The organism is Nocardiopsis valliformis DSM 45023, assembly GCF_000340985.1.
Taxonomy (GTDB): Bacteria; Actinomycetota; Actinomycetes; order Streptosporangiales; family Streptosporangiaceae; genus Nocardiopsis; species Nocardiopsis exhalans.
On record NZ_ANAZ01000026.1, the window covers coordinates 100,093 to 121,784 of the forward strand.

General features: G+C 70.2%; 19 protein-coding genes. 12 read left to right on the forward strand and 7 right to left on the reverse strand.

Going from position 1 to position 21,692, the window contains the following annotated elements; genetic code table 11:
• Positions 1-18: 18 nt before the first annotated feature.
• A complete protein-coding gene (locus tag D457_RS0122730; protein ID WP_017582977.1) occupies positions 19-1,206 on the reverse strand; it encodes an RtcB family protein in 1,188 nt (395 codons plus the stop codon).
• Positions 1,207-1,355: 149 nt separating this feature from the next.
• Positions 1,356-2,363, reverse strand: a complete 1,008-nt coding sequence (gene moaA, locus D457_RS0122735) for a GTP 3',8-cyclase MoaA (RefSeq protein ID WP_017582978.1) — start codon at positions 2,361-2,363, stop codon at positions 1,356-1,358.
• 310 nt (positions 2,364-2,673) lie between these two features.
• Between moaA and D457_RS0122740 the strand changes: the two genes are divergently transcribed.
• Complete coding sequence (locus D457_RS0122740) at positions 2,674-3,495, forward strand: alpha/beta hydrolase (RefSeq protein ID WP_017582979.1); 822 nt, start codon at positions 2,674-2,676, stop codon at positions 3,493-3,495.
• Positions 3,496-3,603: 108 nt separating this feature from the next.
• On the opposite strand, the gene yczR is transcribed toward D457_RS0122740, so the two are convergent.
• Positions 3,604-5,064, reverse strand: a complete 1,461-nt coding sequence (gene yczR, locus D457_RS0122745; RefSeq protein ID WP_017582980.1) for a MocR-like transcription factor YczR — start codon at positions 5,062-5,064, stop codon at positions 3,604-3,606.
• A gap of 173 nt (positions 5,065-5,237) precedes the next feature.
• Here yczR and yczE point away from each other — a divergent pair, with 173 nt between their 5' ends.
• The 5 genes from yczE (at position 5,238) to D457_RS0122770 (ending at position 12,494) form a co-directional block, all read left to right on the forward strand.
• Positions 5,238-5,918: a membrane protein YczE gene (yczE, locus tag D457_RS0122750; protein ID WP_017582981.1), complete on the forward strand. Its 681-nt coding sequence runs from the start codon at positions 5,238-5,240 to the stop codon at positions 5,916-5,918.
• 418 nt (positions 5,919-6,336) lie between these two features.
• On the forward strand, positions 6,337-8,142 hold the full coding sequence (locus D457_RS0122755) for a glycoside hydrolase family 15 protein (protein ID WP_239646189.1): 1,806 nt from the start codon (positions 6,337-6,339) through the stop codon (positions 8,140-8,142).
• A 101-nt stretch (positions 8,143-8,243) separates the two neighbouring features.
• The gene (locus D457_RS35010; RefSeq protein ID WP_017582983.1) at positions 8,244-8,411 is read left to right on the forward strand and encodes an excisionase family DNA-binding protein; all 168 of its coding nucleotides are present in this window, start codon (positions 8,244-8,246) and stop codon (positions 8,409-8,411) included.
• 63 nt (positions 8,412-8,474) lie between these two features.
• Positions 8,475-9,149 carry a uracil-DNA glycosylase gene (locus D457_RS0122765; protein WP_017582984.1) on the forward strand — a complete coding sequence of 225 codons (675 nt, stop codon included), beginning with the start codon at positions 8,475-8,477 and terminating at the stop codon, positions 9,147-9,149.
• A gap of 117 nt (positions 9,150-9,266) precedes the next feature.
• On the forward strand, positions 9,267-12,494 hold the full coding sequence (locus D457_RS0122770; protein WP_017582985.1) for an NACHT domain-containing protein: 3,228 nt from the start codon (positions 9,267-9,269) through the stop codon (positions 12,492-12,494).
• A 397-nt stretch (positions 12,495-12,891) separates the two neighbouring features.
• Here D457_RS0122770 and D457_RS0122780 read toward each other — a convergent pair whose 3' ends face one another.
• Positions 12,892-13,689, reverse strand: coding sequence for an SIR2 family NAD-dependent protein deacylase (locus D457_RS0122780; RefSeq protein ID WP_017582986.1), 798 nt, complete (start codon positions 13,687-13,689; stop codon positions 12,892-12,894).
• A gap of 166 nt (positions 13,690-13,855) precedes the next feature.
• Between D457_RS0122780 and D457_RS0122785 the strand changes: the two genes are divergently transcribed.
• On the forward strand, positions 13,856-14,740 hold the full coding sequence (locus D457_RS0122785; RefSeq protein WP_017582987.1) for a sulfotransferase family protein: 885 nt from the start codon (positions 13,856-13,858) through the stop codon (positions 14,738-14,740).
• Between the two features lie 9 nt (positions 14,741-14,749).
• On the opposite strand, the gene D457_RS0122790 is transcribed toward D457_RS0122785, so the two are convergent.
• Positions 14,750-15,340 (reverse strand): TetR/AcrR family transcriptional regulator, encoded by a 591-nt coding sequence (locus tag D457_RS0122790; RefSeq protein WP_017582988.1) that lies wholly within the window; start codon positions 15,338-15,340, stop codon positions 14,750-14,752.
• Positions 15,341-15,432: 92 nt separating this feature from the next.
• Between D457_RS0122790 and D457_RS0122795 the strand changes: the two genes are divergently transcribed.
• Positions 15,433-16,356 (forward strand): DMT family transporter, encoded by a 924-nt coding sequence (locus D457_RS0122795; RefSeq protein ID WP_017582989.1) that lies wholly within the window; start codon positions 15,433-15,435, stop codon positions 16,354-16,356.
• Positions 16,357-16,372: 16 nt separating this feature from the next.
• On the opposite strand, the gene D457_RS0122800 is transcribed toward D457_RS0122795, so the two are convergent.
• Positions 16,373-16,906 carry a RidA family protein gene (locus D457_RS0122800; RefSeq protein ID WP_017582990.1) on the reverse strand — a complete coding sequence of 178 codons (534 nt, stop codon included), beginning with the start codon at positions 16,904-16,906 and terminating at the stop codon, positions 16,373-16,375.
• 82 nt (positions 16,907-16,988) lie between these two features.
• On the opposite strand from D457_RS0122800, the gene D457_RS36515 reads away from it, so the two are divergent.
• A complete protein-coding gene (locus D457_RS36515; protein WP_017582991.1) occupies positions 16,989-17,144 on the forward strand; it encodes a hypothetical protein in 156 nt (51 codons plus the stop codon).
• A 39-nt stretch (positions 17,145-17,183) separates the two neighbouring features.
• On the opposite strand, the gene D457_RS0122810 is transcribed toward D457_RS36515, so the two are convergent.
• Positions 17,184-18,011: an aldo/keto reductase gene (locus D457_RS0122810; RefSeq protein ID WP_017582992.1), complete on the reverse strand. Its 828-nt coding sequence runs from the start codon at positions 18,009-18,011 to the stop codon at positions 17,184-17,186.
• 311 nt (positions 18,012-18,322) lie between these two features.
• Between D457_RS0122810 and D457_RS0122815 the strand changes: the two genes are divergently transcribed.
• The 3 genes from D457_RS0122815 (at position 18,323) to D457_RS0122825 (ending at position 21,542) form a co-directional block, all read left to right on the forward strand.
• On the forward strand, positions 18,323-19,513 hold the full coding sequence (locus D457_RS0122815; protein WP_017582993.1) for a PucR family transcriptional regulator: 1,191 nt from the start codon (positions 18,323-18,325) through the stop codon (positions 19,511-19,513).
• 82 nt (positions 19,514-19,595) lie between these two features.
• Positions 19,596-20,801, forward strand: coding sequence for a cytochrome P450 family protein (locus D457_RS0122820; protein WP_017582994.1), 1,206 nt, complete (start codon positions 19,596-19,598; stop codon positions 20,799-20,801).
• Between the two features lie 144 nt (positions 20,802-20,945).
• A complete protein-coding gene (locus D457_RS0122825; RefSeq protein WP_017582995.1) occupies positions 20,946-21,542 on the forward strand; it encodes a Dps family protein in 597 nt (198 codons plus the stop codon).
• Positions 21,543-21,692 lie beyond the last annotated feature (150 nt).

A 21,692-nucleotide genomic window follows, 5' to 3' on the forward strand; every position in this document is an offset into this window, starting at 1 on the left:
GCATGCACTCCCGAGGGCTCAGCCCTTGACGCACACCACCTGGCGCAGGTGCGCGACCACCTCGACCAGGTCGGTCTGGGCCTCGATCACCGACTCCAGGTCCTTGTAGGCGGCCGGGATCTCGTCCACCACGCCCCGGTCCTTGCGGCACTCCACACCCTTGGTCTGCTCGATCAGGTCGGCCTCGGTGAAGGTCTTACGGGCCTTGTTCCGGCTCATCCGGCGTCCGGCGCCGTGCGAGGCGGAGTTGAAGGAGGCCGGGTTGCCCAGGCCTCGGACGACGTACGTCCCGGTCGCCATACTGCCCGGAATAACCCCCAAATCGCCCGCTCCGGCACGGATCGCCCCCTTGCGGGTGACGAGCACGTCCACGCCGTCGTAGGTCTCCTCCGCCACGTAGTTGTGATGGCAGGAGATGCGCTGTTCGAACGTGGCCCCGGGGATCCGGTTGGCCAGGACCTGGCAGGCCAGGCCCATCATGACGTCGCGGTTGCGGCGGGCGTAGTCCTGCGCCCAGAACAGGTCGCGGCGGTAGGCGTCCATCTCCGGGGTCCCGGTCAGGAACACGGCGAGGTCGCGGTCGGGCAGGTCCTGGTTGTGCGGCAGCGCCTGCGCCTGGGTGATGTGGTGGTCGGCCAGCTCCTTGCCGATGTTGCGGGAGCCGGAGTGCAGGACCAGCCAGACGGCGCCGTCGTCGTCCAGGCACACCTCCAGGAAGTGGTTGCCGCCGCCCAGGGTTCCCATCTGGCGACGGGCGCGCTCGTGGCGGGGGTGCACGGCGGAGGCGAGGTCGTCGAAACCGCCCCAGAAGCCGTCCCAGCCGGTGCCCTTCAGGCCGGTGATCCGGGCGGGGTCGACGGGGATGTCGTGGGAGTTGAAGCCGACCGGGATCGCCGCTTCCAGGGCCGAGCGCAGGGGGCCGAGGTCGTCGGGAAGCCGTTCGGCGGTCAGGCCGGTGCGGACCGCGGTCATCCCGCAGCCGATGTCGACGCCCACGGCCGCCGGGCTGACGGCGTCGCGCATGGCGATCACCGAGCCGACCGTGGCGCCCTTGCCGTAGTGGACGTCGGGCATGACGGCCAGCCCGTGCGTCCAGGGCATCCGGGTGACGTTGCGGAGCTGGTCCATGGCGGCTGACTCGACCTGTGCCGGGTCGGCCCACATGCGGATAGGAACGCGCTCGCCGGGTACTTCGGTGTAGGACATGGGGCCACCTCCCGTTTCTGTTCGAGCCCCGGGGCACCGACGTGTTCTGTGCCCCGGAACATCAAGTCAGAGGGGACCGGGAGGAGGCAACCGGTTTATTGCGGTTTGGCGTGTTTGCGCGCGAGCGCGGCGGGGTCCGGAGCGCGGGATCAGCCGCCGATCGCGGACATCGGGCGGGCTGGTTGGAGGAAGCTCGGGTCGTTGATGCCGTGGCCGGGGAGCTTGGCCATGACCGCGGCCCGCCAGCGGTCGGCGATCTCGTCGTCGGTGGCGCCCTCGCGCAGGGGCGTGCGCAGGTCGGACTCCTCGCGGGCGAAGAGGCAGTTGCGGATCTGGCCGTCGGCGGTGAGCCGGACCCGGTCGCAGGCCCCGCAGAACGGGCGGGTGACCGAGCCGATGACGCCCACGGTGGCGGGCTCGCCGTTGGGGAAGCACTGACCGCGCAGATGGAAGAGCTCCGCGGGCGCACTGCCGCGGGTGTCGGCGTCGGCGGGGTCGAGGTCGAACTCGGCCTCCAGCCGATGGAGGATCTCGTCGGCGGTGATCATGGTGTCGCGGCGCCAGCCGTGCTGGGCGTCCAGGGGCATCTGCTCGATGAAGCGGAGCTCGTAGCCGTGCTCCACGCAGAAGCGGAGGAGTTCGGCGGCCTCGTGGTCGTTGACGTCGCGCATGAGCACGGCGTTGACCTTGACCGGGGTGAGTCCGGCGCGTGCGGCGGCGGCCATCCCCTCCAGGACGTCGTCGAGTCGGCGGCGCCGGGCGAGCTTCTCGAACACGACGGGGTCGAGGGTGTCCAGGGAGACGTTGACCCGGTCCAGTCCGGCCTCGGCCAGGGCGGGCGCCATCCGGGCGAGCCCGATCCCGTTGGTGGTCAGCGCGGTGTGCGGGCGGGGCGTGAGGGCGGTGCTTCCGGCGACGAGGCCCGGCAGACCCCGCCGTAGCAGGGGTTCACCGCCGGTGAAGCGGATCTCCTCGATGCCGAGCTGCGTGGTCCCGATACGGATCAGGCGCAGGAGTTCGTCGTCGGTGAGCAGCTCCGCCTTGGGGAGCCACTCCAACCCTTCCGGGGGCATGCAGTAGGTACATCTGAGGTTGCAGCGATCGGTGAGCGACACGCGCAGGTCTGTTGCCACGCGGCCATAGGAGTCGGCCAGCACGGACGTCACCCTCTCCAGTCTGAGATTGCCGGGTAGGAAGTACACGAAATTGCACCCACCCGAGGGATACCCATACTTAAGCGTAGAAGATCCAGTTTCACGGTGTGTAGCCCTGATCACACCTTTTGGCATATTTCGTTAGCACACACGAGAGTTGGCTGCCCGGCCTGGCCTTTGACCCAAACCCGCACCGCCGATCGTTACTCAGGCGATGCCCTCCGGCTCCCGGACACGATGTTCTAGGGTGACCACTCCGGCGACGACCACCTGATCGTCGCAGACGGAAGCGGCAGCGAGGAGGCAGGACACGGTGATCAGCACACGTGAGTGGGGTCTGGCCGGCGGGCCCGACGGGACCGGGAAACTGGCGGCACGGGCCTGGGCGCCCGCCGAGGGCGAACCGACCTGGCTGGCCGTGCTCGTGCACGGCTACGGCGAACACCTGGGCCGCTACGAGCAGGTCGCCCGGGACCTGTGCGCCGCCGGAGCGGTGGTCTACGGGGCCGACCACCGCGGCCACGGCGGGTCCTCCGGGGAACGGGTCCTGATCGACGACTATGCCGGGGTGATCGAGGACGTGCACCGCGTCGTCACCCAGGCGCGCACCGCCTACCGCAGCCTGCCGCTGGTCCTGATCGGCCACTCCATGGGCGGCATGATCGCCACCCGCTACGCCCAGGTGTATCCGGGTTCGGTGCAGGCGCTGGTGCTGTCCGGGCCGGTCCTGGGCCGGTGGGCCGCGGCCGAACAGCTCGCCGCGGCCGAGGTGATCCCCGACGCCCCCATCGACCCCGCCACCCTCTCCCGGGACCCGGCGGTCGGCGAGGCCTACGTGGCCGACGAGCTGGTCTGGCACGGACCCTTCAAGCGCACCACGGTCAACGCCCTGCTCACCGAGCTGGAGCGGGGCAACACCGCGGGCAGTCTGGGCTCCCTGCCCCTGCTGTGGGTGCACGGGCACCAGGACCAGCTGGTGCCGGTATCCGACACCAAGGTCGGCATCGAGGCGGTGGCGGGCGAGGACGTCACCGCGCGGATCTTCCCCGGCGCCCGGCACGAGGTCTTCAACGAGACCAACCGCGACGAGGTGCTCGGCGAGGTCATCCGCTTCGCCCACCGCTTCTCCCTCTGACCCCAGGCCCCCCTGTTTTCCCCGTGATCTTGCTACCAGTAGCAAGTTCGGCGCCGAACTTGCTACTGGTAGCAAGATCACGGGGTGAGAGGAGGGGCGGGGTGCCGTTCAGACGTAGAGCTGGCCGCGCGGCTGAGTGGGGTGGGCCAGGGTCTCGGCGTAGGCCGCGGCCAACCGCTCCACCGCGTCGGCCAGCACGTCCGGCGGCCGGGTGTAGGCCAAGCGCAGGTACCGCTCCAGGGTCCCGTCCGCGCCGAACAGCGGCCCGGCCGCCGGGTGTACGCCGTGCCGGATCGCGACCTCGGCCAGTGACGTGGCGACCGGGTGCGGCAGGGCCGCCCACAGCACCAGGCCGCCGCCGGGCGTACTGGGCCGCCAATCCGGCAGGCGCTCACGCAGCGCGGCCAGGAGCGCGTCGCGGTTGCGGCGCAGCTGACGGCTGCGCTCGGCGCGGATCCGCAGCACGTCGGCGAGCAGGTGGGTGGCGGTGAGCTGGTCGTGCACCGAACCGGCCAGGTCGAAGCGCTGGCGGATCGCCATGATCCGGGTGACCATCGGCGGGGTCGCGCGCACCCAGCCCACCCGCAACCCGCCCCAGAACAGCTTGGCCACCGAACCCACGGTCAGCACCCGCCCGTCGGTGTCGTGCGCGGCCACCGGGGCGGGCAGGTCACCGGAGTCGATGGCCAGCTCGGCGCCGGACTCGTCGATGATGAGGTGGGTCCCGGCGCGACGGGCCTCCCGGACCAGGATTCGGCGTTCGTCGTCGTCCATGAGCGCGCCGGTGGGGTTCTGGAAGTCCGGGATCATGTAGGCCGCGGAGGGTCTGCGCTGGCGGAAGGCGTCCACCAGGTACTCCATGTCCCAGCCCTGCGGGGTCACCCCGGTGGTGCGGATGCGGGCGCCGTTGCGGCGGGCCGCGTCCAGGCCGTGCGGGTAGGTGGGCGTCTCCATCAGGACCTCGTCGCCCTCCTGCACCAACAGGTCCATGGCCAGGGTGACGCCCTGCTGGGCGCCGCTGGTGACGAAGATCTGCTCCGGGGTGGTGGGCAGCCCCCGCTCGACATAGCGCCGGGCGATGGCGTGGCGGAGTTCGGGCAGGCCGTAGGGGTAGTAGCCGATCCCGCCCACGTGCGCGGCCAGTTGCTCCGAGGCGTGGAAGGAGGCGTCACGCAGCCCGTCGACGGCCGGGGGTGCGGCCACGCCGAGGTCGATCTGTTCGGCGGCGGGCACGAACGGGGCCGGCCCGCGGGTACCGGAGTCGGGCAGGACCGTCCAGCTGCCCGCGCCCTGCCGACTGTCCAGGAAACTGTTGTCGCGCAGCCAGGCGTAGGCGGCGGTGACGGTGTTGCGGCTCACCCCCAGGGCGGTGGCCAGGTCGCGTTCGGCCGGAAGCCGGGTGTGCGTGGGGACGCGGCCGTCCAGGACCAGCCCGCTCACGGCGCGGGCGATCGCCAGGTAGTAGGGGCGTTCGACCGGGGCCTCACCGATCAGCCGGGCGAGCAGCCGGCCGTTGATCCGCCGGGTTCCGCCGCCGGTTCCGGGGCGGTCGGTGCGCTGTCTCACCATGGATCTTCACCTCATCGGGGGCAAATCAGGCCAGTTGGTGGGATTGGCTCTTCAATCCCGGCCCTGTTTGAGCCACGATACCGATGTGGCCCCCTCCATGGATGGTCATCCAATCACCCCACCTTTAACTTCACCGGCCTGGGAACCGGTACGCCCGAAAGCAGAGGTCGAACGTGTCCGAACAGCCCCGGAGCCTGGTCTCCCGCCTGATCCGCCAGTTGCTGATCACCCCGGTACTACCGCGCCCCCGGCTGCGTCGCCTCGCCCAGCTCTACCTCGGCCTGTACATGTTCGGCCTCAGCGGGGCCCTGCTCATCCGCTCCGACCTGGGCGCGATGCCCTGGGACGTGCTGCACCAGGGCCTGTCCCTGCAGACCGGACTGTCGATCGGCACGTGGAGCGTGATCGTCGGCGCCCTGCTGATGCTGCTGTGGATCCCGCTGCGCCAGAAGGCCGGGCTGGGCACGCTGAGCAACGTGGTCATGGTCGGCGTGTCCGTCGACGTGTCCCTGTGGCTGCTGCCCGCGACCGATTCCCTCCCGCTGCGCGTCCTGCTGCTGGTCTCGGGCGTACTGGTCTGCGGGATCGCGAGCGGCTGCTACATCGGGGTCGGACTGGGTCCGGGACCGCGGGACGGACTGATGACCGGACTGGCCGCGCGCGGCCTCTCGATCCGGCTGGCCCGTACCCTCATCGAGGTGACCGTGGCGCTGTCCGGCTTTCTCCTCGGCGGGACCGTGGGGGTGGGGACCGTGGTGTTCATGGTGGCGATCGGACCCCTGGCGCAGGTGTTCCTCCCGATGATGCGGATGCCCGAGGAAACGCCGGAAAGCACTACTCTGTCGGGCCGTTAGCACCCCGGTTCGCCGTCTTGTCATCGTCGGTTGATCACCACGTCATAACTTCTCCCCGCAGAAAGTCACCCATTCCCTGACATACCTCGCGCACGTCCAGATGCACGTGCATTCGTGGGTAGCCAGGCCCGCGCAGAGCGTGGAAGATAGGACCGCGGTAAACGGCACAGGGCCGGGTTCGGACACTTTCCATGACCGTCCTTTACGCCTGCCCTCACCTGGGCACATATCCGGGTATGAGGCAGCGGCGGGCGGTCTGGGGGAGACAGGATCCGAACGGCGCCCCGACCTGGAGGCGGGTCGGGCGGCAGACCCCGACGGGGCGCGCACACGGGCGTGCGCGCGGCGGTTCGCGAAGAAGCGACGCACCCCGTGGCAACGGGGCGACTCGCGCTATCGCAGAAACCATGACGACGTGTTGGGGGTGAGCCGCGTGCCCGGCTGGATTGAAGACTACGCAATGATCGGCGACATGCAGACCGCCGCGCTGGTCGGGCGGGACGGTTCCATCGATTGGGCGTGTCTTCCCGACTTCGACTCCTCTGCCTGTTTCGCCGCCCTCCTCGGCGACGACCAGAACGGCAGCTGGTGTCTGCGCCCCGCCGACGGCGAGCCGCGGGCCGACCGGCGCCACTACCGGGGCGAGACCCTCGTCCTCGAACAGGAGTGGGACACCGAGACCGGGTCCGTTCGGGTCATCGACTTCATGCCCCCGCGCGGCGGGGCCCCGCACATCGTGCGGATCGTGGAAGGGCTGCGCGGCACCGTCCGGATGAGCACCTCCATGCGTATCCGCTTTGACTACGGCCACGTGGTGCCATGGGTGCACCGGTCCGGAACCGAACTGGTGGCCGTTGCCGGCCCCGACGCCATCTGGCTGAGCAGCCCCGTCTTCCTCCAGGGCCACAACTTCACGCACGACGCCACCTTCACCGTCACCGAGGGCCAGCGCGTGCCGTTCGTGATGACCTGGCACCCTTCCCAGGTGGAGGAGTCCGACCACCTGGACGCGGAGAAGGCCCTCTCCCGTACCGAACGCTTCTGGGAGAAGTGGGTGGACCAGTGCACCTACGACGGCCCCTACCGCGACGCGGTGGTGCGCTCCCTCATCACCCTCAAGGGCCTCACCTACCGGCCCACCGGCGGGATCGTGGCCGCGCCGACCACCTCGCTGCCCGAGGAGATCGGCGGGGTCCGCAACTGGGACTACCGCTACTGCTGGCTGCGCGACGCCACCATCACCCTCGAAGCGCTGATCCGCTCCGGGTACACCGACGAGGCCCGGGACTGGCGCGAGTGGCTGGTGCGCTCCGTGGCCGGTGAACCGCAGCTGATGCAGATCATGTACGGCATCCGGGGCGAGCGCCGCCTCACTGAGTGGGAGGCCGAGTGGCTGCCCGGCTACGAGGACTCCAGCCCGGTCCGGATCGGCAACGCCGCGGTGGGCCAGTACCAGCTCGACGTGTACGGCGAGGTCATGGACGTGCTGCACTTGGCCCGGCGCTCGGGCATCCGGGGCGGCGACTACCTGTGGGGTCTCCAGCGCTCCCTGGTCAACTACCTCGAGTGGTGCTGGGACGAGCCCGATGAAGGACTGTGGGAGGTGCGCGGCCCCCGACAGCACTTCGTCCACTCCAAGGTCATGGCGTGGGTGGCCGCCGACCGCGCGGTGCGCAGCATCGAGGAGTTCGGCAAGGAGGGCCCCATCGAACGGTGGAAGGCCCTGCGCGACACCATCCACGCCGAGGTGTGCGAGTACGGCTACGACCCCCAGCGCAACACCTTCACCCAGTACTACGGCAGCAAGGAGCTGGATGCGGCCCTGCTGCTCATCCCCGAGGTCGGCTTCCTGCCCTACGACGACCCGCGCGTGATCGGCACCATCGAGGCGGTCCGCGAGGACCTCATGGTGGACGGCTTCGTCCTGCGTTACCGCACGGACCTGGAGAACTCCGCCGACCAGCTGCCCGGCGACGAGGGCGCCTTCCTGGCGTGCAGCTTCTGGATGGCCAACGCGCTGCTGTCCATCGGCCGCCAGGACGAGGCGAAGGAGCTGTTCGAGCGGCTGCTGGCCCTGCGCAACGACGTCGGGCTGCTCGCCGAGGAGTGGGACCCCAGGGCGGGCCGCCAGGTGGGCAACTTCCCCCAGGCCTTCAGTCACGTCCCGCTGGTGACCACGGCCCTCAACCTCGCCGACCGCCAGGGCGGCTGGCGCGCGGAGTAGCGCGAAGGACACGGAGCGGTCCGAAGGGCTGAGAGGGACGCCCCCGTGGCGGTGCGCGGGGGCGTTCGCCGCCACCGTCGGATCAGGTTCGTATCCTGACCGTGGCCGAGGTGGCCACCATCATGCGGGTCTCGAAGATGACCGTCTACCGCATGGCGCACTCAGGCGTTCTGCCCGCCCTTCGGATCGGCCGTTGCCACCGGGTTCCCGAACAGGCCGTCCGTGGCTACCTGCGTGAGGCCTTCGCCGAACTTCAGGCATCAAGGTGAGATTGTCGCCTCGATCGTCCGAAGCGGTACTGGTTGTCGCTGTCTGGCACTAGTGTTCTGGCCATGCCGAACAGGGACCTGAACGAGATCATGGACAGCGGCTGGGCGAAGGCGCTGGAACCGGTCGCCCCGCAGATCGCCGCGATGGGCGACTTCCTCCGCCAGGAGGTCGCCGAAGGACGCACCTATCTGCCCGCCGGGGACAACGTGCTGCGCGCCTTCCAACAGCCCTTCGAGGACGTGCGCGTGCTCATCGTGGGCCAGGATCCCTACCCGACCCCCGGCAACGCTGTGGGCCTGAGCTTCTCCGTGGCACCGGAGGTTCGCCTGCCCGCGAGCCTGCGCAACATCTACAAGGAGATGGGCGAGGACCTGGGCGTCCCGATGCCCTCCAACGGCGACCTCACGCCGTGGACGGAGCAGGGCGTTCTGCTGCTCAACAGGGTGCTGACGGTGGCCCCCGGCAACGCCGGATCGCACCGCGGCAAGGGCTGGGAGGCCGTCACCGAACAGGCCATCCGGGCCCTGGCCGAGCGCGGCAAGCCGCTCGTGGCCATCCTCTGGGGCCGCGACGCCCGCAACCTGCGCCCGATGATGCCGGGCATCCCCTGCGTGGAGTCCGCCCACCCGAGCCCCCTCTCGGCCCGCAACGGCTTCTTCGGGTCCCGGCCCTTCAGCAAGACCAACGCGATGCTGACCGAACAGGGCGCCGAACCGGTGAACTGGCAGCTGCCGTAAGACATCACAACCCTCATAACCCCTTCTGAACTGCGGACTCGGCATCTCCCCCGATGCCGGGTCCGATCGCGTTCCCGCCCCCTCACACCCCCCCGAACGTGGAAGAGGCCCGACCCGATGGCGAAACGGCTCACCTACAGCGACGCCCTGAAGATCCTCGGCAAGAACGACTCGGAGGTCCTGGACCTCGCGGAGAAGATCGCCGACGGCGGCTTGGGGTTGGTGGGGGTCCCCGACGTGTTCGGGGTTCGGGGCGCCCTGGTGAGCAGGGGCCGCAAGGCGCTGGAGGGCTTGGGCGGCAAGCTCCGGGGCCAGAGCAGGCTGTCCAGGACGGAGAAGATCGAGGCCGCGTACAAGGTCCTGGTGGTCACGACATTCTTCGAAGCGGTCGAAGAGTCGCTGCGTGTCCAGGAGGCGCCCTTCACCCTGGCGGACTTGGAGGTCACCGCCGAGGAGCAGTTCGCGGTCCTCGGTGAACACCTGGACTCGGTCAGCTACATGTCGCCCACGTTCAGGGTGAACCAATCCGAGCCGACCGAGGCAGCAGCCGAGTTCCTCTTCTTCCGCCTGAACGACGCCTTCGTCGAGTTCACCTTGGGGCTGAAGGTGGCGGAGCGGCACGGGCTCACCCCTGAAAAGAACTCATTCCTGGGCAAACTCTATGATTTCGTCCCTCCGCTCGCCCGCAGGGGGCTCGACGCCGCGCTTCTACGGCTCGGAGCGCAGGTCCCCGAGTTCGGCCTGTGGATGCACGTCCAGGAGCATTCGAGGACACGGCGAGAGATCGGAACCGGCCTGACCGGTCTGCACGAAAAGCTCTCGCAGTTCGCTTCGGGGCGCTCGGTCTCACGCCGCAGGCGGGAGCTCACCGCCGCCTACCAGTCGGTCCTGGACCGACCGATACTGCGCTCGAACGATGCCACCGCCGGGCTCGCCCCGCCGACACTGCGGGAGGCGTACGTTCCCCCGCGCGGCCGGGTCGCCTACGTGGACGGTTCCCACGACTCCCCCTCCAGCGCCGACTGGTGGGAGCCCAGACCGGTCCAGAACGACCTGCAACCTTTCACCGCCGCCCTGCTCACCCATCCCGTCGCCACCCGCAAACCAGTGGTGGTCCTCGGCCACCCCGGTGCGGGCAAGTCCAAGTTCACCGAGATGCTCGCGGCGAGACTGCCTCCTGAGGACTTCCTGCCGATCCGGGTGGAACTGCGGGCGGTCAGCCCGAACGCGCCGCTGCACGCCCAGATCGAGGAGGGTCTGGCAGCCGACCTGCACACCTGTGTGTCCTGGCGGGAACTGTCCGACGACACCGAGGGTGCACTGCCGGTGATCATCCTGGACGGCTTCGACGAACTGCTCCAGGCGACCGGAGTGGACCGCTCCGACTACCTGGAGCGGGTCCAGGAATTCCAGGAAAGACAAGAGGGCATGGGCGAACCGGTGGCGGTGATCGTCACCAGCCGGACCCTCGTAGCGGACCGGACACGGTTCCCCACCGGAACCACCGTCATCCGCTTGGAACCCTTCGATGACGGCCAGATCGAGCAGATGCTCCAGGTGTGGAACCAGGCCAACGCCGGTGCCTTCCGAGCCTCCGGGCTGAGCCCGCTCACCCAGGAGGTGGTGCTACGCTACCGCGACCTGGCCGAGCAGCCCCTGTTGCTGATCATGTTGTTGGTCTATGACGCTCACGACAACGCGCTGCTCAGGGCCTCGGGCACGCTCTCGCTCGGAGAACTGTACGAGCGGCTGTTGAAGATGTTCGCCCGACGTGAAGTGGAAAAACACCGGCCTTACCTGGGCGGGAGAGATCTGGAGCGAGCGGCCGAGGACGAACTGCGCCGCCTCGAGGTAGCCGCGATGGCGATGTTCGCCCGGGGCCGTCAGAGCGTGCGCGCCGAGGAGCTGGACAAGGACCTAGCCGTCCTGATGCCCGAAGCGGCCCAGGCTCCGGACGACGCCGACCTGCACGGCCGGATCGCCCCTGCCCATCAGGTGCTGGGCCGCTTCTTCTTCGTCCACCAGGCGCGCTCCAGGTCTACCGGCGGGACCGACAGCGCCTTCGAGTTCCTGCACGCCACCTTCGGCGAGTACCTGGTGGCCCGCATGGTGGTCGCGGCCCTGGAAGAGCTGGCCGAGGACCGCGCCCGGGCCTCCCGCCGCCGGAGCCGGGCTCTGCAACTGGACGACGGCGAGCTCTACGCACTGGCTTCCTTCGCCGCCTACGCGGGCCGGGACAAGGTGGTGGCCTTTCTGGAGGAGTTGCTGGTCCCGCGCTTGGAGGAGGGGCCGGACCTACGCGCGGAGTTCCGGGAGCTACTGCTGGAGCTCTTCCGGGAAGCCCCCTTCCCCGCGCCCAATCGTTCCTTCGCCGAGTACGAACCCGAAAGGCTGCCGGTTACCTCGCGCGAGGCCCGGTACACGGCGAACCTGGTCACTCTGCTGGTGCTGGTGAGCGAAGAACCCATCGCCGTGGAGAGCCTGTACCCCGAAGGCGGCGACCCGTGGCACTCCTGGCGGCGGACGGTGTCGTTGTGGCGGGCGCTGCCCGCGTCCCAGTGGTTCGGGATCCTTGACCTGGTACGGATGCGCCACATCGGTTACTGGGAGGGTGAGCAGTCCTACAGTGCGCTGAGCCGCGAACGGCAGGAGCCCGTGAACCTCGGTGAGTGCGTCGGCTTCGAGCTCCGTGCGGACTCCCCCGGTGCCCCGGCCATCCTCAACCCCTACGAGGTCGAGGTCTCCTACGGGACGGTGGCCTCCCGCCTGCTCAGGTCCACCGCGATGCGCGCCAACGGGACGGCCTCCCGGCTGGCCACGATCCTGACCCCCTACCTGCGCTACGTCTCCGAGGACCTGGGCACCTGGTACGCGGACGAGGACGGCAGCGCCTGGGTGGAGGCTCATGAGGTGCTCCGGCTCCGCCTGGAACCAGTCGGCCAGCTCGACGACGAGCGGGTGGCCGAACGCCTCCAGAGCTACAAGCGCCTGTTGGCCCCCACATCCCTGGGCCGGGTCGAACTGCTCATCCTACGCCAGGTAGCGGAGGACCTGCGGCTGTGGCCCGCCCGGCTCGCCGGCAGGACTCTCCTGGAGAAGGAGGTGGCGGGTTTCCTCAACCGCTGCACGGACGTCATCAGTGCTCCGTATGCTTCCGTGCGCGCTCTGCTGGACCAGCTGCGCCCTCACCTCGAGCACGGGGACCAGTCCCTGCTCTTGCGCTGGGAAGAGCGAGGCCTCCTCAAGACGGACGATCCGTCCGCCTCACTCACGCGGGTCGACCCCTCGGTGCCCTTCAGCCCGGGCAAACCACCCGAGCCTCCCTCGGGTTCGGCCGGCCCCTGATCCGCGCGTGCAGGGGCTGCCCGCTTGCGCCCCGAACCCACGCGGTTTCAGTTCCACTCCGTTGGCGGCGCGCAACCAGCGGCCCAGCCCGAAGAAGCGGATCAGGCCGCCGCTGGAGCCGACCGTGCTCCGGGCGTCCGTCATGTGCACGCCGGGAGCGGCCCCGGCCCGCGCGAGCCGGTCGGGGCCGGGGGTGAGTCGCATGCTCGGACCGCCGATTCAAGACGCTCCACCTCGACCCGCTTCGCTGCGACGGCGGTGAGCGGCCAGCGGGGGTGTGGGAGGCGTGGTCGGCGCCCGACCCCAACCACATCGGCCTTGGACCGACGCCCTCCATCACCGCGACACGCGGCCCGGTTCTCGCCGGGCCTGGTGCCCCGCCCGGAAGAGGGCCCGCCTACCCGGCCAGGGCCCGCTTGACCAGCGCTGGGACGACATCACCGATCGGGTCGTGCAGGACCGCGCTGGCGTAGTCGTCGTAGGGGGTGGGTTCGGCGTTGACGATGAGCAGGGAGGCGCGGGACATCATGGCGACGTCGCACAGGCCCGCGACCGGGTGGACGGTGAGGGAGGTGCCGATGGCCACGAAGGCGTCGCACTCGCGGGCGGCCTGGGCGGCGTGTTCGATGACCTCGGGGTCCAGGCGCTGACCGAAGGAGATGGTGTCGGACTTCTGGATGCCCCCGCAGACCACGCAGCGGGGGTCGGACTCCTCGTCCAGGCGGGCGAGGACGGCGGCGCTGGGGGTGCGCAGGCCGCAGGACATGCACATGACCCGGAGCATGGTGCCGTGGACCTCGACGACCTCGTCCTCGGGAACCCCGGCGCGCTGGTGGAGGCCGTCGATGTTCTGGGTGATGAGCGCGTGCAGGCGTCCGGAGGAGGCCAGGTCGGCCAGGGCGCGGTGGGCGGCGTTGGGTTCGGCCTCCCAGACCTGGTGGGCGCGGCGGGCCAGCCAGGTCTGGCGGCGCACGTCGACGTCGCCCATGTAGCTGTCGATGTCCGACATCGCCTGGGCGTTGGGGTTGGTGGTCCACAGTCCGTGGGGGCCGCGGAAGTCCGGGATACCGGAGTCCGTTGACACTCCGGCCCCGGTCAGAACGGTGATGCGTCGCGCGGACGCCAGCAGCTCGGCAGCCTGTTCGAACCCCTCCGGGTCGGTGAACGGCGCGGTGTCGTCGGTCATCGAGGCCATACCCCATTCTTACAGCGTCTTTGCACGGCTTTCCCCGGCCTTGGTCCCAGGTGGCCCTTTCTGGAGCGTTGGGGGCCTTAACCTCGGGGAACGCGTGGGGCGGGTGGCCGCAAGACCCGGCCGATGCACACGAGAAGGGCAAAGGGTGCAAAAATACGACACAATCATGAAGCAGCCCTCCTACATCCTCGTGGTCAACGGGACCAAGGTCCAGCGCCCGGTGTTCGTGCTCGGCGCTCCCCATTCCGGGGTTCCGGTGATCGCCCGCGCCCTGTCCCGTGCCCCCGGCTTCCATCTGGGCGCGGGGTCCCAGGGCGTGCTCAACGCCGTCTACGCCGTGGCCAGGCGCCCCTCTTTGGCGTTGGAGAAGGTCTCGGGCACCGCGAGCCTTCTTCGTGAGGCCTACGCCGAGATCTGGCACCTTACCCCTCTGACCTGCCCCAAGTGCTCCGCTCAGGGCCTGCGGGTGCCCGCCAACGCTTCTGCTGAACCGTGCCAGCACAGCGCCGACGCGCGCCGTTACGGTGACGCCAGCCCCGACCTGCTGTACTCGGCGAGCGCCCTGCACGCCGCGTTCCCCGACGCGCTGTTCGTCCAGATCATCCGGGACGGCCGTGACGTGGTCGCGGACATGATGGAGGACGAGCGGTCGCTGGCCTGGCTCAAGCCCAGTTTCATGAAGCTGGAGCACGAGTTCCCGAACCACTTCTTCGGCCTGGCGGAGGAGTCGGACCTGGACGACTTCACCGACGGCTCGGTGGCGACCAAGTGCGCGATGCGCTGGCGGGGCGCGGTGCGCATGTCCGCTCGGCTGCGCCAGGAGATCGGCCCGGAGCAGCTGCTGACGCTGCGCTACGAGGACGTGCACGGCCAGGAGGTCGAGATCGCCGAGCGGCTGCTGAAGTTCACCGGCGCCCGGGTTTCGGCCAGTGAGCTGCTGACGGACCGTTCCTGGGGTGTGGGTTCGTGGAAGGAACGGCTGGGCCGCCAGGACCACGGTGACGTGCACGAGGTCGCCCGCAACGAACTTTCGCGGCTGGGCTACCTGTAACCGCCGCCACTACTGCGGGACCCCGTGCGCGGCCATCAGCGTCCGGGCGGCCTCGCGGGCGGTGTGAGCGGCGTCGGCCACCCCGCTGACGTTGCGGGCGACCACGGCTCCCTCGTGCAGCATGTTGAGTACGTCGGCCAGCGGCTCGGGGTCGACGGTCCCGGCCTCGCGGGCGAGTTCCGTGTAGAGCTCCCGCAGCCACAGTTTCTGTTCCCGGGCCACGGCCCGGCCGGGGTGTTCGGGGTCGGAGAGTTCGGCGTAGGCGTTGACCATCGCGCAACCGCGCTGGTTCTCCTGGTCCATCCACTCCCCCAGGGCGTCGAAGGTGGCGAGGAGCCGGTCGCGGGCCGCGGCCCGCGGGTCCAGACGGGCCCCGAGGAAGTCGCGCCAGCGGGTGTCCCGGGCGCGCAGGTAGGCGACGACGAGCTGCTGCTTGGAGCCGAAGCGGTCGTAGATGGTCTTCTTGGTGACACCGGCCCGTTCGGCGACCAGTTCCATGCCCACGGTGTTGATGCCCCGCGTGTAGAAGAGATCCGTTGCCACGTCCAGGACGCGGCGAGCGGCGGGGGTGAGCGGCTGTTCGGCTGTGGCTCTGCCCATACTGTGCTCCTCCTACTGGGCTCCTACCGCTGAGCTCCTGCGGCCGGCGACTACATTGTGAGTATACCGACCGGTGTGTTTACCTCACCTCCATGGACACTCTGACACCTGCTCCCCAAGCTCCCCGCGCCCCCGAACGCTTCTCCCGGGTCCGGCGGGCGATCCCGTTCCTGCTCGCGGCGGGCCTGGTGGTGATGTGGAGCTCGGGTTTCGTCGGCGCCGAGCTGGGCACCGGGTACGCCCCGGCGACCACCCTGCTGGCATGGCGGTTCCTGATCGTGGGCGGCCTGCTGGTGGTCTGGTGCCTGTGGCGGGGCATGCGGATGGGCGGGCGCGACCTGGCCCTGCACGCGGGGATCGGGGCGCTGGCCCAGGCCGGGTACCTGTACGGGGTGGTGGCCGCAGCCGAGGCCGGGGTGGCGGCGGGCACGAACGCCCTGGTGGCCGCCCTTCAGCCCATGGTGGCCGCGGCGCTGGCCCTTCCCCTGCTGGGTGAACGGGTGCGCGGACGCCAGGTCCTGGGGCTGGCGGTGGGTTTGGCCGGGGTGGGCCTGGTGGTGGGCTCGGACCTGCTTCACCCGGGGGCCGCCCCGTGGTGGGCGTACGCGCTGCCGTTCGGAGCGATGCTCTCGCTGGTGGCGGCCACCCTGGTGGAGCGCAGAACCCGACCGGGCGGGAATGTGCTGGAGGCCCTCGCCGTCCAGTGCGGGGTGAGCGCGGTGCTGTTCACCGCCCTGGCCGGAGCGACCGGAACCCTGACCCCGCCCGCCGGCCCCGGGTTCTGGGGTGCGGTGGCGTGGGTGGTCGTGCTGTCCACCCTGGGCGGGTACGGGCTGTACTGGGCCAACCTCGCGCGCACCAGCGTGGCCCGCGTATCGGCGCTGCTCTACCTGACCCCGCCGACCACACTCGTGTGGACCTGGGTGATGTTCGGGGCACCGGTGGGCGCGGACGCCGTGGCCGGGATGGGTGTGTGCGTGCTCGCGGTGTGGCTGGTGCGCTCCCCCGCTCGGTGAGCGCTCGGACCCGGTTTCAGGCCCGGGCCTGTTCGGGAACCTCCTCGGGCTCCCCGGTACCGGAGGCGTCGGCGAAGGCCTCGTCGACCTCCTCGACCAGCTCGCGAGGCGCGCCCTCCTCGAGTTCCGCACTGTCGCGCACGTCCGGGACCACCGCCGCGCACTCCAGTTCCACCAGGGCGGCGGGCTCCAGCAGTTCGGTGACCCCCACGACCGACATCGGCGGGTAGTAGCGACCCATGTGACGGCGGTAGACCGAGCCGAGGGTCTTGAGGTTGACTCGGTAGACGCTGACCGACGTGGTGTAGACGCGCATGCTCACCACGTGCACGGGTTCGGCCCCGGCCGCGCGCAGCGCCTCGACCATGTTGGCCAGGGCCTGGTCGAACTGCTGCACCACCGAGTCCCCGGTCAGAATGCCGTCGGAGCGGCGCGCGTTCTGCCCGCCCACGTACACGGCGCGGCCAGGGGTGACCACGAGGGCGTGTGAGTAGCCCACCGGGTCGGAGAGGGTGAGCGGGTTGATGATCTCGTGCGGTGTCCGGTCCATCGGCAGCCCTTCCGTGTCACTCCGCGCGCGCCCGGGCGCTCCCCCGTGAACGCGGTGCCGGGCATGCGGCTACGATGAGCGCATGATCTCTTTCGTGCTGTCCGTCCTGGCCCTGACCGCGGTGGTCGGGCTCTTCATCGCGATGTTCGTCGCCGGTGGCGTCTACGTCGCCCGGGTGCGCCGCAACGGCATCGACGCCACTCTGGCGGGCGCCCGTAAGATCCGCGAACTGCGCTAGTCCCCCGCGGTCCCCGGCCCGCCTGTCGGGCCGGGCGGTTCAGTCGCCGTCGAAGCTGTCCGGGTTCGGGCCGAACCGGTGATCCTCGTTGAGCGCACTGATCCGGTCGACCTCCTCCTCCGAGAGTTTGAAGTCGAAGACCTCGAAGTTGGAGCGGATGCGCTCGGGCGTCACCGACTTGGGGATGACCACGTTGCCCAGCTGGATGTGCCAGCGCAGCAGGATCTGCGCGGGGGTGCGTTCGTGTTCCCGGGCCAGCTCGAGGATCAGTGGGTGACCGAGCAGTGCGCCTTGGCCCAGAGGGCTCCACGCCTCGGTGGCGATGTTGTGCTCGGAGTCGAAGGTGCGCAGCTCCTCCTGCGTGAGCAGCGGGTGCAGCTCGATCTGGTTGATCATGGGAGCGATTCCACCCTCCTCCATAACCCGCTCCAGATGCGGGCGCTGGAAGTTGCACACGCCGATGGCGCGCGCCCGGCCCTCCGCGTAGAGGCGTTCCAACGCCTTCCAGGTGGGGACGTAGAGGTCGCGCTGGGGCAGCGGCCAGTGGATGAGGTAGAGGTCCACCATGTCCAGGCCCAGGCGTTCCAGGCTGGCGTCGAAGGCCCGCAGGGCGGCGTCATAACCCTGGTCGGAGTTGGCGAGCTTGGTGGTGACGAAGACTTCCTCACGCTGGAGCCCCGACCGACGCAGCGCCTCCCCCACCCCTTCTTCGTTGCCGTAGGCGGCGGCGGTGTCGATACTGCGGTATCCCGCCGCCAGGGCGTGCTGGACTGCCTCCACCACAGCGTCGTCGGGTACCTGCCACACACCGAAACCCAGCTGCGGAATCCGCAGCCCGTTGTTCAGCGTGATGCCGGGAACCGTCATCATTCTCATCCCCCGTAATCCCCGTCCGGCCAGACCGGATACGCGGCCCGGCCGGTGTGAGCGGCGCGCCCGGCCCGCCGTCGCTCGGTGTTGGGCTCGTGTCTGTCCCGGGCCTGTGTGCGCATACTGCCATGTCAGCGGGGGTCGGGTCCTGAGGCTGCGCCGCAGCTGTGCGCGCTTTTTACCCGGATGGCCGGTCCCGGCCAGGGGGTGGACAGGGAACGCACGGACACGGGGGACGACGGGCGGCCGCGCGCAGGCGGTGCGGGGCCAGGCGATAGGATGCCCGGCGCCGAAGAGCGGAGGAGCGCGTGGGGCACGAGGAGCGGGTTCAGGTCAGCTCCGAGCTGGAGCGGGACCGGGCGGGGCTGGTGGACCGGATCGTCGCCGAGGTCTACGCCGAGGTGCCCGCCTACCGGGCGCTGCACGACTCCCAGCTGGCGGAGGTCCGGGCGATCACCGGTTGGCTGGTCACCCGGTCCATGGAGCTGTGGGTGCGCGACACCGCGCGTCTGCCGCCCGAGGACGTGGAACGGCTGCGCGGGATCGGGCGGGCCCGAGCGGCGGACGGACGCTCGATCGGCGCCGTGGTCCGGGCGCACCGGGTCGGTTCGGCCGCGGCGGTACGGATCCTGCGTGAACAGGCGGGGGACCGGCTCGACGCCGCCGACGTGTTCGCTCTGAGCGAACTGTGGTTGGCCTCCATCGACCAGATCTCCGAGAGTCTGACGACCGGCCACGCCGAGGCCGCCGAACAGCTGGACGCGGACCGCGAACGCGCCCGGCGCGCGCTGCTCGACGACCTGCTCATCGGCCACCAGGCCTCCCAGGGCGCCATCCGTGACCGGGCGCGGACCCTGGGCACCACCCCGCCCGACCCGGCCGTGCTGGTGGTCGCCGAACCGGCGCGCGACCCGGCCGAGCGCGGCCGGACTCTGGCGGAGGACGTCACGGTCTCGGTCGGGCTGGAGCTGCTGGCCGAGGCCGCGCCCGCTGGCTCGGACCCGATGGTGACCACGCGTTCGGGGCGGGTGGTGGTGCTCACCGGGGCGGAGGACGCCGAGCGCGTCGCCGCTGCCGTGGTGGAACGGGGCTGGCACGGCTGTGTCCTGGAGCCGCGCGGGCTGACCGACCTGTCCGCCGCCTACCGGCTGGCCGACGGGGCGCTGGAGGCCGCTCCCCCGCACGCCCTCGGATCTGACGGCCTGCTGCGGGAGGCCGACGCCTGTGTGATCGCTCTGCTCAACGGGGGCGCGGTCGCCCCGGCGACCGTGCGCCGGGCGGTGCTCGGGCCGTTGTTGGCGCACGACAACCGGCACCTGCTGGAGACCCTGCGCGCCTACTTCCGCGAGGGCGCGGCGACCACGGCGGCGGACTCGCTGCACGTCCACGCCCAGACCCTGCGCTACCGGCTGCGCCGGGTCCGCGAGCTCACCGGCCACGACCCGCACCGTCCCTGGCCCCGGTTCGTCCTGGAGACCGCCTGCGCTATTGCGCCTTGAACAAGCACAGCGCTATCGCGCCCTGGCGCCTCCAGGTGGGTAGGAAGGGTTCGGACCGACCCCCCCTTCGGAAAGGCCGAACATGACCGACACCGCGCCCGCCCTGTACGGACCCGAGTTCGAGGCGGACCCGCACCCCGCCTACAGATGGCTCCGCGAGCACGCCCCCGTCCACCGGGTGGACCTGCCCGGCGGGGCCTGGGCCTGGCTGGTGACCCGCTACGGCGACGCCCGGGAGGTCCTGGCCGACCCGAACATGCTCAAGGACCCGGCCCGGGGCGAGGAGACCTGGTACAAGGCGGGGCTGGGGCTGCCCTTCGACCACCGGCCCACCCTGGTCCGGAGCATGGTGAACGTGGACGCGCCCGACCACACCCGGTTGCGCAAGGTGGTTTCGGGCGCTTTCACGCCCCGGCGGGTCCGGGCGCTCCAGGCCACTGCGGAGCGGATCACCGACGAGCTCCTGGCGGCGGTGGAGCGGGCCGAGGCCCCGGACCTGGTGCGCGATCTGGCCTACCCGCTGCCCATCGCGATCATCTGCGACATCCTCGGGGTGCCCGAGGCGGACCGGCCCGAGTTCCACCGGCAGGCGGCGGTGATCGATTCCGCCTCCCTGGACGAGTTCGAGGCGATCGGCGCGGCCACGGACTGGTTCGACTCCTACCTGGGCGGTCTGGTGGACGCACGGCTGGCCGAGCCCTCGGACGACCTCCTGGGTGACCTGGTGGAGTCCCACCGCTCGGGCGAGCTGTCCCGGGACGAGGTGACCTCGACGGCCTTCCTGCTGTTGGTGGCGGGGCACGAGACGACGGTCGCGCTGATCGGCAACATGCTGCTGACCCTGCTGCGCCACCCCGAGCAGATGGCGCGGATCCGCGCGGACCACGGCCTCCTCGGCCCGGCCATCGAGGAGTCACTGCGGCTGGAGAGCCCCCTGCAGAACGCGACCTGGCGGTTCCCCGCGGAGCCGACCACCGTGGGCGGGGTGCGTCTGGAGGCGGGCGAGCCGGTGCTGGTGTCGCTGCTGGCCGCCGGGCGCGACCCGGAGCAGTACCCGGACCCGGACGTCTTCGATCCCGCCCGCAAGGCCTCGCACCTGTCCTTCGGCCACGGAGCGCACTTCTGTGTGGGCGCCCAGCTGGCCCGGGTGGAGGCGCGGGTGGCGATCGCCGCGGTCCTGGATCGGCTGCCGGGGCTGCGCCTGGCGACGGACGAAACCGAGCTGCGGTGGTGGCCGAGCATGATCATGCACGGGCTGTTCGCGTTGCCGGTCGACTTCGACAGGTAGGAGCGGTCAGGAGAACGGCAGGCCTGCTGAATCCTTGCCCCGGCATGGCGTGCGTTTTCACTTCCGGCAACGGTCGGTGGCCAAGACTGGCGGGCGGGGCGATTTCGCCTCGCGCAGTACACCGACCCGGAGGGGGAACCAGCAGTGACCACCGCCGACCAACGTTCGAGCCAGACACCCAAACCCCGCAGCAGCCAGCCGTGGCTCCACCAGCGGGGCGAGGAGATCCAGCAGTTCGGGACCGTCCGCCAGATCCCCGTCGGTCTGTCCTACGACGCTCGGATGTACTCGTGTCAGCGGCTCAACCAGGTGTTGTGCGATCTCCGGATCCTGCACGACATGTACAAGAAGCACCACTGGCTGATGCGCGGGCACACCTTCTACCAACTGCACCTGCTCATGGACAAGCACGCCGAGGAGCAGACGGCGCTCATCGACACCGTCGCCGAGCGCGTCCAGACCCTGGGCGGTGTGGCGGTCGGCGACCCCAGGCACGTCGCGGAGATCACCAACATCCCGCGGCCGCCGAACGGGGTCGAGGAGGTCCCGGCGATGCTTTCCCGCCTGCTGGAGGCGCACGAGACCATCCTGGAGGACGCCCACGACGCGGCCGCGCGCGTGCAGGAGATGGGCGACGACGGCAGTAACGACGTGCTCGTCTCGGACGTGATCCGCACCAACGAACTCCAGGCCTGGTTCGTGGCCGAGCACCTCGTGGACACCCCGCTCGTGCGCAGCTGAGCGACGAGGCGGCTGAAGGGCCGGGCCACCCGCCCGGCCCTTCGTCATGCCCCGGAAGCATCCGGCAAGCGTCCGGAAGCGTCCGGATTCGTGTCCGCCACAGTTACCGGTCAGTCACGAAAACCCACTTTCCCCTTCTCCTGAGGCTTC

What these genes read in the sequence shown, in the direction of transcription:
- D457_RS0122730 (WP_017582977.1), bottom strand. Translation starts at nt 1,206, where the DNA reads ATGTCCTACACCGAAGTACCCGGCGAGCGCGTTCCTATCCGCATGTGG.
- yczR (WP_017582980.1), bottom strand. Translation starts at nt 5,064, where the DNA reads ATGGTGAGACAGCGCACCGACCGCCCCGGAACCGGCGGCGGAACCCGG.
- D457_RS0122765 (WP_017582984.1), top strand. Translation starts at nt 8,475, where the DNA reads ATGCCGAACAGGGACCTGAACGAGATCATGGACAGCGGCTGGGCGAAG.
- D457_RS0122770 (WP_017582985.1), top strand. Translation starts at nt 9,267, where the DNA reads ATGGCGAAACGGCTCACCTACAGCGACGCCCTGAAGATCCTCGGCAAG.
- D457_RS0122780 (WP_017582986.1), bottom strand. Translation starts at nt 13,689, where the DNA reads ATGGCCTCGATGACCGACGACACCGCGCCGTTCACCGACCCGGAGGGG.
- D457_RS0122785 (WP_017582987.1), top strand. Translation starts at nt 13,856, where the DNA reads ATGAAGCAGCCCTCCTACATCCTCGTGGTCAACGGGACCAAGGTCCAG.
- D457_RS0122790 (WP_017582988.1), bottom strand. Translation starts at nt 15,340, where the DNA reads ATGGGCAGAGCCACAGCCGAACAGCCGCTCACCCCCGCCGCTCGCCGC.
- D457_RS0122795 (WP_017582989.1), top strand. Translation starts at nt 15,433, where the DNA reads ATGGACACTCTGACACCTGCTCCCCAAGCTCCCCGCGCCCCCGAACGC.
- D457_RS0122800 (WP_017582990.1), bottom strand. Translation starts at nt 16,906, where the DNA reads ATGGACCGGACACCGCACGAGATCATCAACCCGCTCACCCTCTCCGAC.
- D457_RS36515 (WP_017582991.1), top strand. Translation starts at nt 16,989, where the DNA reads ATGATCTCTTTCGTGCTGTCCGTCCTGGCCCTGACCGCGGTGGTCGGG.
- D457_RS0122810 (WP_017582992.1), bottom strand. Translation starts at nt 18,011, where the DNA reads ATGACGGTTCCCGGCATCACGCTGAACAACGGGCTGCGGATTCCGCAG.
- D457_RS0122820 (WP_017582994.1), top strand. Translation starts at nt 19,596, where the DNA reads ATGACCGACACCGCGCCCGCCCTGTACGGACCCGAGTTCGAGGCGGAC.